The sequence below is a fragment of the Kribbella sp. WER1 genome (assembly GCF_054189145.1).
Genome location: NZ_CM135186.1, coordinates 1,883,486 through 1,896,551, shown reverse-complemented (window position 1 = coordinate 1,896,551; position 13,066 = coordinate 1,883,486). Strand labels below are relative to the sequence as shown.

At 68.4% G+C, this 13,066-nt stretch carries 14 protein-coding genes and 1 pseudogene; 9 read left to right on the top strand and 6 right to left on the bottom strand.

Annotated elements, in window-relative coordinates:
• Window positions 1–36: 36 nt before the first annotated feature.
• On the top strand, window positions 37–1,317 hold the full coding sequence (locus ACXJJ3_RS09220; RefSeq protein ID WP_458169543.1) for a YibE/F family protein: 1,281 nt from the start codon (window positions 37–39) through the stop codon (window positions 1,315–1,317).
• 80 nt (window positions 1,318–1,397) lie between these two features.
• The gene (gene eboE / locus ACXJJ3_RS09215) at window positions 1,398–2,537 is read left to right on the top strand and encodes a metabolite traffic protein EboE (protein WP_458169542.1); all 1,140 of its coding nucleotides are present in this window, start codon (window positions 1,398–1,400) and stop codon (window positions 2,535–2,537) included.
• On the opposite strand, the gene ACXJJ3_RS09210 is transcribed toward eboE, so the two are convergent.
• Window positions 2,476–3,720 carry an FAD-dependent monooxygenase gene (locus tag ACXJJ3_RS09210; RefSeq protein ID WP_458169541.1) on the bottom strand — a complete coding sequence of 415 codons (1,245 nt, stop codon included), beginning with the start codon at window positions 3,718–3,720 and terminating at the stop codon, window positions 2,476–2,478. The two genes, eboE and ACXJJ3_RS09210, sit on opposite strands and share 62 nt — an antisense overlap.
• Window positions 3,721–3,807: 87 nt before the next feature.
• On the opposite strand from ACXJJ3_RS09210, the gene ACXJJ3_RS09205 reads away from it, so the two are divergent.
• A complete protein-coding gene (locus tag ACXJJ3_RS09205) occupies window positions 3,808–4,350 on the top strand; it encodes a TetR/AcrR family transcriptional regulator (RefSeq protein WP_458169540.1) in 543 nt (180 codons plus the stop codon).
• Window positions 4,351–4,372: 22 nt separating this feature from the next.
• Here the strand turns inward: ACXJJ3_RS09205 and ACXJJ3_RS09200 are convergent, their stop codons facing one another.
• Window positions 4,373–4,669, bottom strand: coding sequence for a DUF6703 family protein (locus ACXJJ3_RS09200; RefSeq protein ID WP_458169539.1), 297 nt, complete (start codon window positions 4,667–4,669; stop codon window positions 4,373–4,375).
• Between the two features lie 33 nt (window positions 4,670–4,702).
• Here ACXJJ3_RS09200 and ACXJJ3_RS09195 point away from each other — a divergent pair, with 33 nt between their 5' ends.
• The 4 genes from ACXJJ3_RS09195 (at window position 4,703) to dusB (ending at window position 8,250) form a co-directional block, all read left to right on the top strand.
• Entirely contained in the window at window positions 4,703–4,984 is a 282-nt protein-coding gene (locus ACXJJ3_RS09195; protein WP_458169538.1) for an antibiotic biosynthesis monooxygenase family protein, read from the top strand.
• Between the two features lie 92 nt (window positions 4,985–5,076).
• A complete protein-coding gene (locus ACXJJ3_RS09190; RefSeq protein WP_458169537.1) occupies window positions 5,077–6,462 on the top strand; it encodes a glycine--tRNA ligase in 1,386 nt (461 codons plus the stop codon).
• A gap of 2 nt (window positions 6,463–6,464) precedes the next feature.
• A complete protein-coding gene (locus tag ACXJJ3_RS09185) occupies window positions 6,465–7,127 on the top strand; it encodes a hypothetical protein (protein WP_458169536.1) in 663 nt (220 codons plus the stop codon).
• Window position 7,128: 1 nt separating this feature from the next.
• Window positions 7,129–8,250, top strand: a complete 1,122-nt coding sequence (gene dusB, locus ACXJJ3_RS09180; RefSeq protein WP_458169535.1) for a tRNA dihydrouridine synthase DusB — start codon at window positions 7,129–7,131, stop codon at window positions 8,248–8,250.
• Window positions 8,251–8,501: 251 nt separating this feature from the next.
• Here dusB and ACXJJ3_RS09175 read toward each other — a convergent pair whose 3' ends face one another.
• The 4 genes and pseudogenes from ACXJJ3_RS09175 to ACXJJ3_RS09160 form a co-directional block, all read right to left on the bottom strand.
• Window positions 8,502–8,981 carry an AAA family ATPase gene (locus ACXJJ3_RS09175; RefSeq protein WP_458171869.1) on the bottom strand — a complete coding sequence of 160 codons (480 nt, stop codon included), beginning with the start codon at window positions 8,979–8,981 and terminating at the stop codon, window positions 8,502–8,504.
• Between the two features lie 14 nt (window positions 8,982–8,995).
• The gene (locus tag ACXJJ3_RS09170; RefSeq protein WP_458172028.1) at window positions 8,996–9,139 is read right to left on the bottom strand and encodes a hypothetical protein; all 144 of its coding nucleotides are present in this window, start codon (window positions 9,137–9,139) and stop codon (window positions 8,996–8,998) included.
• A 64-nt stretch (window positions 9,140–9,203) separates the two neighbouring features.
• Window positions 9,204–9,380: pseudogene (locus tag ACXJJ3_RS09165) on the bottom strand (pyridoxamine 5'-phosphate oxidase family protein); the annotation flags it as partial.
• Window positions 9,381–9,390: 10 nt separating this feature from the next.
• Window positions 9,391–10,278 carry an NAD-dependent epimerase/dehydratase family protein gene (locus ACXJJ3_RS09160; protein ID WP_458169534.1) on the bottom strand — a complete coding sequence of 296 codons (888 nt, stop codon included), beginning with the start codon at window positions 10,276–10,278 and terminating at the stop codon, window positions 9,391–9,393.
• A gap of 164 nt (window positions 10,279–10,442) precedes the next feature.
• Between ACXJJ3_RS09160 and ACXJJ3_RS09155 the strand changes: the two genes are divergently transcribed.
• Entirely contained in the window at window positions 10,443–11,774 is a 1,332-nt protein-coding gene (locus tag ACXJJ3_RS09155) for a hypothetical protein (protein WP_458169533.1), read from the top strand.
• Window positions 11,741–13,066 carry an extracellular solute-binding protein gene (locus tag ACXJJ3_RS09150; RefSeq protein ID WP_458169532.1) on the top strand — a complete coding sequence of 442 codons (1,326 nt, stop codon included), beginning with the start codon at window positions 11,741–11,743 and terminating at the stop codon, window positions 13,064–13,066. Before ACXJJ3_RS09155 ends, ACXJJ3_RS09150 begins: the two co-directional genes overlap by 34 nt.

Below are 13,066 nucleotides of genomic sequence, written 5' to 3'. Positions count from 1 at the left end.
CTAGCTGGAACTGATTGTCAAAACAGGGAGTTCACGATGGCCAGCCGCAACGTCGGGCGTCGGCGTGCCGACCGTAAGAGCAACCGTCGCAAGACGCTCGACCTCCCGCAGGGCCACGGGCACGGGCACGGCCACGGGGATCACGTGGTGGACACCTCGGTGGTGAACTCGGATGCTGTCGTGGCGCGGCGGGTCCGGGTGGTGGTCGCCGCCGTACTGATCCCGCTGATCATCGCCTCCGTGGTGCTGCTGGTCGTGCTCTGGCCGGGCGGCGGCGTGAAGGTACAGGGTTACCAGACGAGCACCGCCCGCGGTCAGGTGACCGCGCTGAAGACCTGCCCGAACCCGCAGGACAAGTGCAACCTGGCCACGGTCAAGCTGAGCGCCGGCCCGGACAAGGGCAAGTCGGTCCCGGTCCAGGTGCCGACGGCGGGCGGTACGGCGATCGCAGTCGAAACCGGTCAGGTGGTGATGCTCGGCGTCCAGGACGGCGCGCCGCTGGACCAGAAGTACCAGTACGTCGACCACGACCGGACCAAACCGCTGCTGGTCCTCGCGGTGATCTTCGCGATCGCGGTCGTCGCACTGTCGCGGTGGCGCGGGTTCGCGGCGCTGGTCGCGCTCGCGGTGACCGGGGTGATGCTGACGAAGTTCATCCTGCCGGCGATCCTGCGCGGCTCGAGTCCGCTGCTGGTCGCGGTGGTCGGCGGCGCGGTGATCATGACGATCGCGGTGTTCCTCACCCACGGGATCAACGCCGAGTCCGCGATCGCGCTCGCCGGTACGATCGCCGCGCTCGGGCTGACCGTGCTGCTCGGCTGGTTCTTCACCGGGTTCTCGCAGCTCAGCGGGCTGGCCGCGGAGGGGGCGTCGTCGGCGAAGGCGTTCGCACCGGATCTCGACATCACCGGGCTGCTGGTCGCCGGGATGGTGATCGGCGCGCTCGGCGTACTGGACGACGTCACGGTCACCCAGGCGGCCGCGGTGTGGGAGCTGTCCGCCGCCAACCCGGCTGCGAGCCGCCGCGAGTTGTTGTCCGCGGGCCTGCGGATCGGCCGGACGCACGTGGCCTCGGTGGTGAACACGCTGGTCCTGGCGTACGCCGGTGCCGCGATGCCGGTGTTGCTCGTGTTCGCGATCCAGGACCTGCCGATGCTCTCGGTGATCTCGACCGAGGCGGTCGCGATGGAGGTCGTCCGCGGTCTGGTCGGCAGCCTCGGCATCATCGCGGCCGTTCCGTTGACCACCGCGCTGGCGGCGATGGCAGTCGCGGACCGCTCCCGCGACCTGGTCGCCACGCCGGATCCCGCGACCTAGTCGCTCGGCAGCTCGTACGCTGCTAGTAGGTCACGGAACGTCTGACAATGCTTACTTTCCGTGGCTGTACGGGGGTGCTGATGAGGTTCAGGCATCGGGACGGTTCGACAGTGCATCTGGGGTACTGCGCGTCGGTACATCCGGCCGCGGACCTGGACGAGCTCGTCGCGCGGCTCGACGGGTGTGCCGGGCTGGTGCGGTCCGCGCTCGACGTACCGGTGCTGGGAGTTGGGTTGTGGTTCCCGCACCGGCTCGCGGACCGGTTGGCGAACTCGCCGGCGTCGTTGAGCAAGCTCCGGCGGGCGCTGCACCGCAATCAGCTGGAAGTCGTGACGGTGAACGGCATTCCGCACACCGGCCAGTCGGGCGGTACGGACCTGTACTGCCCGGACTGGACCGAGCCCGAGCGACTGCGGTTCACGCTCGACCTGGTCGACGTACTCGCCGACCTGTTGCCGGACGATGCGCCGTACGGGTCGATCTCGACCGTGCCGCTCGCGTGGCGGGTGCCGTGGTCGCGGGCGCGTCACCGTGCGGCGCGGGAGGCGTTCGACCGTGTCGAGCAGCACCTGGCGCGTACTGAGGCCAGGACCGGCCGGCGGATCCGTATTGCGGTCGAAACCGAGCCTGGGTGCGTTTTGGAGATGATTGGGCAGGCTGCGGCGTGGCTGGGCCGTTACGCGAGCCCGTACGGCGGTACGTCGCGGATCGGGCTGGGGCTCGACGTATGTCATCTCGCGGTGCAGTACGAGGACCCTGCCGAGTCTTTCGAGCTCCTGTGGCGCGCGGGCGTGGATGTGGTCAAAGCGCAACTGTCGGTCGCTCCGACGCTCGTGGACCCGTCAGACGCGTCCGGACGGTACGTGCTCGGTCAGCTCGGCGTACCGAAGTACTTGCGGCAGGTGCGTGAGTGGGGTGGGCCTGGCGTGGACGACATCACCCAGTCCCCGCAGCTGTCGGGACATGCGGCCTGGCGGATGCACGCGCACCTGGCGGCTCATTCGGCGCCACCAGCTCCGCTTAGTGCGACTACCGGCGTACTGGAGGACTGTCTGGAGCGGCTGGTGGGTGGTGGGCATCCATTGACGCACCACCTGGAGTCAGAGGTGTACGTGTGGGCGCGGGAGCCCAGAACCCAGCAGGCGTTGGCGAAACGGCTCAGCAAGGAGCTGTCGTGGCTACGGGACCGGCTGGCTGCTCTCGGGCTGCAGGAGGTGTGAGTAGTCCGGGAGAGTGGTCGAGCTGAACACCTTGCCTACTGCGTTCTGCGACCAGATAAGGCGTTGGAGTGCCGTAGGTAGCTTGGCCAACGTGGCGGCTGCTCCTGGCATCAGCCGCACCGCCAGCGCGCTGCTGGGGATGACCGTACCCATGACCTTCGGGCTGAGCTTCCTGCTGTTGTCTACGAGCGGCCGGATCACCTGCTCGTAGTTGCGCAGTCCTGCGGGCCCGGCCTTCGCCAGCTCGCCGGCCAGGACGTACGCCCCGACGACGGCCAGGCTGGTGCCACCGCCGACAGCCGGGCCGGGGGAGTACCCGGCGTCGCCGACCAGCCCGATCCGGCCGCGGTGCCAGCTGTCCAGGGTGATCTGGGCGATCGAGTCGAAGTAGAAGTCCTCGGCTGTCTTCAGGTGCTGCAGTAGCTCGGGCGCCCTTCCAGCCGTAGTTGCGGAACTCCTTCACCAGCAGGGCCTTCTGCTGCTCTTTGTCGCGGTGGTCGTACGTCAGGTCGCCGCGGAACAGGAAGCCCGCGCGGACCTGGCCGGTCTGGTGGACGCCGTAGACGCCGACCAGCTTGCCGACCGAGAAGTGCGCGAGCATGCGGTTGCCGAGGCCGAACACGTCCGGCATCGAGAACACCGCGAGGTACCCGCCGAGCGGGCGCTGCAGCTCCTGCTCGGGACCGAACACGAGCCGCCGGACGTTCGAGTGCAGGCCGTCCGCCCCGATCACCAGGTCGAAGCGCCGTTGCAGTCCGGAGTCGAACGTCACGTCGACGCCCACGCCGTCGTCGTGCAGGTCCGCGATCGAGTCGCCGAACAGGTACTCCGCGCTGTCGCGGCTCGCGCCGTACAGGATCCTGGTCAGCTCGCCGCGCAGGATCTCCACGTGCCGGCTCGAGATCCCGGCGTACATCCGGCGGAGGTCGACCTCGACCGGGCGCCTGCCGAACCGTTCGACGGTCATCGTGTCGAGCCGGGTGCGGGCCGCCTCGATCGCGTCCCAGCAGCCCATCCGGCGGGTGACGTGGGCGGCCGCGGCGTACAGGTCGACGGCGTGGCCGCCGAGACCGTGCCGCGCGGCCAGGGTGCGTTCGACGACGGTCGGCTCGAAACCGTAGCGGTGCAGCCAGTAGGCGAGCACCGGTCCGGCGACGCTCGCGCCGGAGATCAGAATCTTCATCGCCACCTCCTTACTTATCGGAAGGTAAGTAACGAGGTGGGCGTTGTCAATGGCTTACTTAACGGAAGGTCAGATAATCTGGGCGGCATGCCGAGACAACGGACCGGTGACACCCGGGCGCGGATCCAGCAGGCCGCGCTCGAGCTGTTCGCCGTACAGGGCGTGCAGCAGACCAGCCTGCGCGACATCGCCGACCGGCTCGGCGTCACCAAACCGGCGCTCTACTACCACTTCGCGTCCCGCGAGGAACTGCTGAACAGCCTGGTCGAGCCGATGATCGCCGACTTCGAGGCGTACGCCGCCGACCGGCGCGCGGCCGCACCCGTGCCGCCGCGGGAGCTGCTCGGCTCGTACTTCGACCTGTCCTACCGGCACCGCGGGATGATCCAGCTCGCGATCCGGGACCTGTCGGTGCTGCACGAACTGAAGCTCACCGACCGCTTCATCGAATGGCGCGGCACGATCGCCGAACTGCTCGTCGGCACCGAACCGACGCTGTCCGACGTGGTCCGCTGCATGGTCGCGCTCGGCGGCCTGTCCGACTGCGCGGTGATGATCGACCACGAGCCGGTCGCGGAGTTGCGCGAGGCAGCTGTCGAAGCGGCGTACGACAGCCTCGGCCGGCCCTAGGTGGTGTCTGGCAATTCCCCGCCTAGCCGTTGGCGATCCGGGAGACCGCGAACAGCAGGATCACCAGGATCGAGAAGATCCGCAGGAACTTCGGCCCGCCGGTCACCGCCGGCCAGGACAGGAACGCGAGCCACCCGAGCAGCAACGCCAGCAGCACCAGCGCCGGTACGCCGACCGCGACCGGCGCGAACACCCCGGCCAGCGCCAGCACCAGGGTGATACCGGGCAGGGTCAGCTTGGGTGCGGCGTGCAGCTTCGCGACGTACGGATAACTGACCTTCGTGATCCGCTGCCGCAACGGGCTGCTGGGGGTGCTCATGTCCCCATTGTTCCAGGTCTCTAGGGTGGGCCCGTGTTCGTGGTGATCAGGTTCCGGGTGACGGAGTCCGAGCAGGCCGGGTTCGGAGAGCGGTTGCAGGCCGCGGTCGAGGTGCTCGCGAAGCAGCGCGGGTTCGTGGCGGCGCGGACCGGGCGGAACGTCGACGACCCCGAACTGTTGGCGTTGACGCTCGAGTTCGAGAACATCGGGTCGTACCGGAGGGCGTTGTCGCCGTACGAGGTGAAGCTGACCGCGGTACCGCTGCTGTCGCAGGCGATCGACGAGCCGAGCGCGTACGAAGAGTTGCTGCCGTAGCACGGATTCGATCGCGGCCGCCCCGGACCGATAGCCTGGTTCCTTCCGTAGATCTGTCAGTACTAGTTCTGTACCTGTTCTGGAGTCCAAAAGTGCCCGTGGAAACCGTCGATGCCGTCGTCAGCCTCAGCAAGCGGAGAGGCTTCGTGTACCCGTGCGGCGAGATCTACGGCGGTACCAAGTCGGCCTGGGACTACGGGCCGCTCGGCGTCGAGCTGAAGAACAACGTCCGTAGCCAGTGGTGGCGGACGATGGTGACCGGCCGCGACGACATCGTCGGGCTGGACTCGTCGGTGATCCTGCCGACCCAGGTCTGGGAGGCGTCCGGGCACCTGTCCGAGTTCGTCGACCCGCTGACCGAGTGCCAGTCCTGCCACAAGCGGTTCCGTGACGACCACCTGCGCGAGGACTACGCGCGCCGGAAGAACAAGGACGCCGACGACGTCAAGCTCGCCGAGCTCGCCTGCCCGAACTGCGGCAACAAGGGCACCTTCACCGAGCCGCGGATGTTCAACGGCCTGCTGAAGACCTACCTCGGCCCGGTCGAGTCCTCTGAGGGCCTGCACTACCTGCGTCCCGAGACCGCGCAGGGCATCTTCGTGAACTTCGCGAACGTGATGGGCACCGCGCGGAAGAAGCCGCCGTTCGGCATCGCCCAGGTCGGCAAGAGCTTCCGCAACGAGATCACCCCGGGCAACTTCATCTTCCGGACCCGCGAGTTCGAGCAGATGGAGATGGAGTTCTTCGTCGAGCCCGGCTCCGACGAGGAGTGGCACGAGTACTGGCTGAAGGCCCGCTGGGACTGGTACACCGGCCTCGGGCTGAACCCGGACAACATGCGCCTGTACGAGCACCCGAAGGAGAAGCTCAGCCATTACTCGAAGCGCACCGTCGACATCGAGTACCGGTTCAACTTCGGCGGCAAGGAGTTCGACGAGCTCGAGGGCATCGCGAACCGCACCGACTTCGACCTGTCCACGCACTCCAAGCACTCCGGCGCCGACCTGTCGTACTTCGACCAGGAGAAGGGCGAGCGCTGGACGCCGTACGTGATCGAGCCCGCGGCCGGGCTGACCCGCAACGTGCTCGCGTTCCTGCTCGACGCCTACACCGAGGACGAGGCGCCGAACGCGAAGGGCGGCGTCGACAAGCGGACCGTGCTGCGGTTCGACCCGCGGCTCGCGCCGGTCAAGGCCGCCGTACTGCCGCTGTCCCGGAACGCCGACCTGTCGCCGAAGGCCCGCGACCTGGCCGCCGAGCTGCGGAAGAACTGGAACGTCGACTTCGACGACGCCGGCGCGATCGGCCGCCGGTACCGGCGCCAGGACGAGATCGGTACGCCGTACTGCATCACCGTCGACTTCGACACCCTCGAGGACCAGGCGGTGACGATCCGGGAACGCGACTCGATGAAGCAGGAGCGGGTCGCGCTCACCGAGGTCACCGGGTACCTCGCCCAGCACCTGGTGGGTTGCTGAGCATGCGGGTCGCACGGGGGCTGCTCGCGGGACTGGCGCTGTTCGCGCTGGCGGCGTGCTCGGACAGCAAGCCGACGGGTTCGCCGACGCCGTCGTCGAGTGTGCCGACCGTGGGGGAGTCGCTGACTCCCACCGCGTCGATCCCGACCGCGTCGACGCCGTCGCTGACCCCGCTGCCGACGCCGAGTACGCCGTGGCCGACGCCGAAGGTCACCGGCGCGCCCGCCGACGACGCGCCGCTGGCCGAGCGGATCACGTTCGCGATCGCGAAGAAGACCCAGGTCGCGGCCGGCCGGGCGGCCAAGACGACGGTGAAGTGCCCGGGGATCGACAAGGTCGAGACGGCCGGGACGCACTCGCTGGACTGCACCGTGACGTATTCGGGCAAGCCGTTCACCGGGAAGCTCACCGTGGACGCGAAGCAGTACAGCGCGTCGTACAAGTTCACCTCCGAGGAGATCGCGATCGTCCGGCCGAAGGTGATGGACGCGGTCCTGCGGGTTGCGCCCGGCGCCTCGAAGGTGACCTGCGAGATGGAGGACATCGGCATCGTCGTCCACGACGGGCTGCCGATCGGCTGCGACGTGACCACGACCGCGAATGCGGTCCAGCCGTACAAGGCCTCGATCACCGGCAACGGCGACGTCGTCGTGAAGAAGGCGTGACGTGCTGAAGCTGGGCAACCTCACGATCGAGACGCCGGTGGTGCTGGCGCCGATGGCCGGCATCACGAACGCGGCGTACCGCCGGCTGTGCGCGGAGCAGGGCGCCGGGCTCTACGTGTGCGAGATGATCACGTCGCGCGGCATCGTCGAGGGCGACCAGAAGTCGTTGGACATGCTGACGTTCGCCGAGACCGAGACCGTGCGGTCGGTGCAGCTGTACGGCGTGGACCCTGTCTATGTCGGGCGTGCGGTGCAGATCCTTTGCGATTCGTACGGCGTCGCGCATGTGGACCTGAACTTCGGCTGCCCGGTGCCGAAGGTGACCCGCAAGGGCGGCGGCGCCGCGCTGCCGTGGAAGCGGAACCTGCTCGGCGCGATCCTGCGGTCGGCGGTCCACGCGGCCGAACCGTACGGCGTACCGGTGACGATGAAGACGCGGATCGGGATCGACGCGTCGCACCAGACCTACCTGGACGCCGGACAGATCGCCTCGGACTCCGGCGCGGCCGCGATCGGGCTGCACGGACGGACCGCCGCGCAGGCGTACTCCGGCCAGGCGGACTGGTCGACGATCGCCGCGCTCGTGGAGCACGTCGACATCCCGGTGCTCGGCAACGGCGACATCTGGGAAGCGGGCGACGCCCTCCGGATGGTCGCCGAAACCGGCTGCGCCGGGGTGATCGTCGGACGCGGCTGCCTCGGCCGGCCGTGGCTGTTCCGCGACCTGGCGGCCGCGTTCGCAGGGTCCGAGGTGCTGGAACTGCCGACCCTCGGCGAGGTTGCCACGGTGATGCGCCGGCACGGCGAACTCCTCGCCGAACTGATGGGGGAGCAGCGCGGCCTGCGCGACTTCCGCAAACACGTCTCGTGGTACCTGAAGGGCTTCCCCGCGGGCGGCGAACTCCGCGCCGCCCTCGGCATGGTCGACACCCTCACCCGCCTGGACGAACTACTCGCCCAACTCGACCCGACCGTCCCCTTCCCGGTCGCCGAGCTAGGCGCCCCCCGAGGCCGCCAAGGCAGCCCCCGCGACCACATCGTCCTCCCCGAAGGCTGGCTCAACGACACCGACGGCCTCACAGCGGACCTCGCCGACGCCGAAATCGGCGTCTCCGGCGGCTGACAACACCGCTTTCGGCGGCGACTGCTTGTTGGCCGCCTCCGGCGGCGGGCTACCGCCACGTTGTGAAGCACCTACGGAGGTGTCCTGCTCTGTGCCCACCGCATGCTTCTCTGCGGCCCGCAGACGAAGGGATATCCACTCCTGTTGTGGGTTCTCCCCTGGCACACCAGGGGAGAACCCACAACAAGAACGGATATCCGCTGCCCGCTCTCCCGACGGCGGGCACCCGGGCGCTGGTATCGGCCCGCGCCTCACACCTGACCGAGATCCTCGGTGCCCCGGACCCGGACGGCGTCCTCGTCCGCTCCGGGCGGCTCGAACTCGGCCAGATGCCGTTCCAGTACGTCGTCCGCGACGTCCGGACGGTGCGGAGAGACACGGTTGCGGTCACGGCGGGCGCGGACCGTTGCCTCGTCGGCCTCGACGTACACCAACCTGAACTCGACCCCGGCACCAGCCGCCAGCGCTCGCCAGCCGTCCCGCAGGAAGCGTGGCGAGCTCGTGTCGTCCACCACCACCGTCGCCCCGGCCGACAGCAACTCCAGCACCTCGGCCTGTGCGATCTGGTGCGTCCGGACCCACTCCTCGACCGGGATCCCGTCCCCGCCCCACAGTCCGCGCCGTTCGTTGATCTCGTCGAGGCTCACGACCCGCGCCGGCAACCGCCGAGCCAACTCCTGCGCAACCGTGCTCTTCCCCGAGAATGATGTCCCACACAGCAGAACCAACACGAGAGCAATGGATATCAGCTCATGCCGACCTTCTGGTGTTCGGGCTCGACGACCAGCACCACTCGTTCCTGGTCGCGGGGGTACTTCAGGTCGATGTACTTCGCCACGAGCCGGTCGATGATCTCCCACGCCTCGTCGCCCTCGATCCACTCGACCACCCGCCCCGCGGACGACCACGGGCTCGAACGGGTTGTCGGCGGGCACGATCGACAAGGCCAACCGGGGATCCCGCCGCAGGTTCCGCCCCTTCCGCATCGTCGGCCCGGTGAAGAAGACGATCTGATCCCCACGGGTGCCGGCGTACACCGGTGTGCTGTGCGGCGAACCGTCCGGCAGGACGGTCGCGAGGTGCGCGTACGACGCGGCGTCGAGGACACTGCGTACTCTCGGCTCGAGCATCTGGACTCCTTCAGCGAGCGTTCTGGGAACGCCAGGCGATGTAGTGGGCGACTGCTTCGGCGGCGTCGTACTCCGGCGTGTATCCGGTGTCCGCGGTGAGCCGGCTGATGTCGAGATGCGGGGTCAGTTGCCCGCCGGGCACAGTGTCGACGTTCAGGGCGTCAGCCAATTCGCGGTTCGTCGTGGGGCGTCCGCTGGACACGTTGTACGTGGTGTGGTTCAGCGTCTCCGCCGTCATCAGCAACGCGATCGCACGTCCCGCGTCCGGCGCGTAGCACGAGTCGCCGCCGTCCTCGGCGCGTAACGGAGCGGGCTGTTCGCCTCGCTGCAGGGCGCTGACGTACGGCGGGATGAAGTTGAACACCGACTCCGGATCCATCAGCGGTCCCCACGTCGACCCGATCCGGAGGATGACCGGCTGTACGCCGGAACCCTGCAGGGCGTGGGTGGTGATCGGTTCGACCGCCTTCTTGAACGCGACGATCAGGTGCGGCAGGTCCGCGTCCGATAGCGCGAGGCCCTCGTGCCACGGGCTTTCGGGCTGGCCGATGTACACGCCGATACTGCTCGCGACCGCGAACCGGCGTACACCCCAGGCGCGAGCTGCGTCGAGCGCGTTCAGCAGGCCGGCGGTGTCGGTGCGGAAGTACGCGACCGGGTCCGCACCGGGGATGGTGCCGGCGAGGTGCACGATGTCGCTGATGGCGTAGCGCTTCCCGAGGGCGAGGAACGCGTCCCGGTCGGTGACGTCCAAGGACTCCACCGTGACCTTGCCGTCGAGGAAGGACGGCACGTCACCCCGACGGTGCGACGTGACGACGACTTCCTGGCCGGTGTCGAGGAGCGCGCGGGCGGTGTGGGCGCCGATCATGCCGAGCCCACCGGTAACAAGAATCATGACGCGACGTTACGAGCCGTACGGCGGCCGTGGCTTGAACGAATCCCGCACGATCCCTTGACCTGAACCCGCCCGGCAGGGGAAATTTGACGGCAATGGATTTACGAATCATTTCCGAACATAGTTCGTAAGTCTCGTCGAACCTGGTTCGCGGAAGGAGCGCCGTGGGCATCGTGATCGGGGTCGTCACGCACGCCACCCACGACGAGCTGTTCCACGACGCCGCGCGCACGCTGAGCGGCGTGGATCTCGAGTGGGTCAGCTACGACCACGAGGACGAGATCCGCGACCGGGTCGCCGAGTTCCTGAGTACGACGCGGCTCGACGGCTTCCTGGCCGGACCGGTGCCGTACACGGCCAGCCAGGAACTCCTGCCGCCGGGCCTGCCGGTCGGCGTGATCCGGTCGTCGGCGCTCGACCTGACGCTCGCGCTCTACCGTGCGCAGGAACGCGGCTGGGGCCGGACACCGGTCAGTATCGACACGTTCCCGGCCGAGGCGGTCGAGGCGGTGGCCGCCGCGCTGGACCTCGACCAGGACCAGATCGACTGCTTGCCCTATGCACCGACCCAGACGGTGGACGAGATCGCGGCGTTCCACCGGGACGCGTTCGCGCGGTTCGGCGGGCGCAGCTACGTGATCAGCGTGCGGGCCGCGGTCCGCGAACAGCTGGCCGGGCAGGTCCCGATCATGAGCGGGATGCCGGTCCCGGCGACGATCCGGACGGAGCTGCACGAGCTCGCGCTGCGGATCGAGTCCGAGCGGGCCAGTGCGCAACGGTTCGCGGCCGGCGTGTTCCTGATCTCGGACGCGCCGGACGAGGACCGGGCCCGGGTCGGGCTGATGAACCACCTGCACAACACCCCCGAGTTCGCCGGCGCCTGGATCGAGAACCGCGGGCGCCGCGGTGTCGTCGTCTTCGCCCACAAGGCGTTGTTCGAGCGGATCACCCGCAACTGGGTAGCAGTACCGGCGCTCGCCGAGGCCGCCGCGGCGCTCGGTGCGCGGATCTCGGCCGGTTTCGGGGTCGGGGTCTCGGCCCGCAACTGCGTGCTGCTCGCCGAGCAGGCCGCGGCGCGGGCCGAACTCGCGGCCGAGCCGTGCGCGTACCTGTTCGAGGACAGTGGTGTCGTGATCGGCCCGATGGGGCCGGCCGGCGAGGCGCTGCGGTACTCGTACCGGTCGCACGGCGACGACGTCGAACACCTCGCGAAGTACGTCGGTCTGAGCGCGACCACCGTCTCCCGGCTGGCCGCGCTGGACCAGGAACTGCAAGGCCGCACGCTCTCGCCTGGGGAGCTTGCCGGTCATCTCGGAATCACGGACCAGAGCGGGCGCCGCCTGATCCGGACCCTCGACGCCGGCGGCCTGGTGAGCGTCGAGGGCACCGCCCAGCACCACCCCAAAGGACGCCCGACGCGTCTGTACCGACTGCGCATCGCCCAAGCGTTGGAGGCACAACCATGGAGCTCACCCGCCGCCACATCCTCAAGCTGACCGGTCTCGGACTGGTCCCGCCCGCTGTCCTGACCGCCTGTTCCGGCAAGTCCTCCTCCGGTGGAGGGGCCGGGGACGGGAGCGTCAAGTTCGAGGGCTGGGACTACGAGGCCGCCCTCGTCCAGCAGAACCTCGACAACTTCACCAAGACCAGCAACATCAAGGTCGACTACACCCCGATCACCAGCGCGCAGTACGTCCAGAAGGTGGTCGCCGAGTTCACCGGCGGCGGCGGTCCGGACGCGCTCTACGTGTACGACGACTCGCTCGCGGCCTGGGTCGACGGCGACTACCTGCAGCCGCTCGACGGCATGGCCGGTGTCGACGAGATCTACGACGCGATCTACCCCGGCAACGCGCAGGCGATGACGTACGACGGGAAGCGCTACGGCCTGCCGTACTACACCGACTCGAACTGCCTCACGTACAACGCCGGAATCCTCACCCAGGCAGGGATCTCGAAGCCGCCGGCGAGTCTCGACGAACTCGAGGCGCAGGCGCTGAAGATCAAGAACGCCGGGATCCTGCAGTACCCGATCGGTCTGCCGGCGCAGCTGTCCGACACCTGGTGGTCGTGGGTGTGGGCGCTCGTGTACGGCAGTGGCGGGAACCTGTTCGACGATCAGCAGAACCCGATCATGAACACGTCGGACACGGTCACGAAGGACGTGTTCGCCTGGATTCAGCAGGCGGCGACCAAGTCCAAGGTGATCGACCCGGCGTCGCTGCAGCTGCTGCCGGTGCCGGTCGACAACGCGATGAAGGCCAACCGGTACGCGTACACGATCGGCGCGCGGTACGCGAGCCGCGACTACAACGACCCGGCCAAGTCGAAGGCCGCCGGGAAGATCCGGATGGCGCTCGTCCCGAGCCTGGACGGCAAGGAACACGCGACGGTCAGCAATACCCGGATGTACAGCCTGGCCAAGGACACCGAGGTCAAGGACAACGCGTTCAAGCTGCTCACGTACCTCGGTGGGTACGACGACAAGAAGCAGCCGTACACGGCGAAGTTCTGGTTCCTGCAGCGCGGGCTCGGGTTTGCCTACAAGAAGATGGTCGACGATCCTACGATCGTCGCGGCGCTCCGCAAGTTCGCCGATCCGAAGATCTACGCGCACCTCGCCGAGATCGCGAAGCCGCGCAACGTCCTCGGCGTGCCGTGGTACACCGAGTTCGAGACCGAGATGCACAAGGTCGTGCAGGGCGTGCTGAGCAACCAGACCCAGCCGTCGGCCGCGGTCGACTCGCTCGCGCAGACCGCCGGCACGCTCAAGAAGAAGTACTCCTGA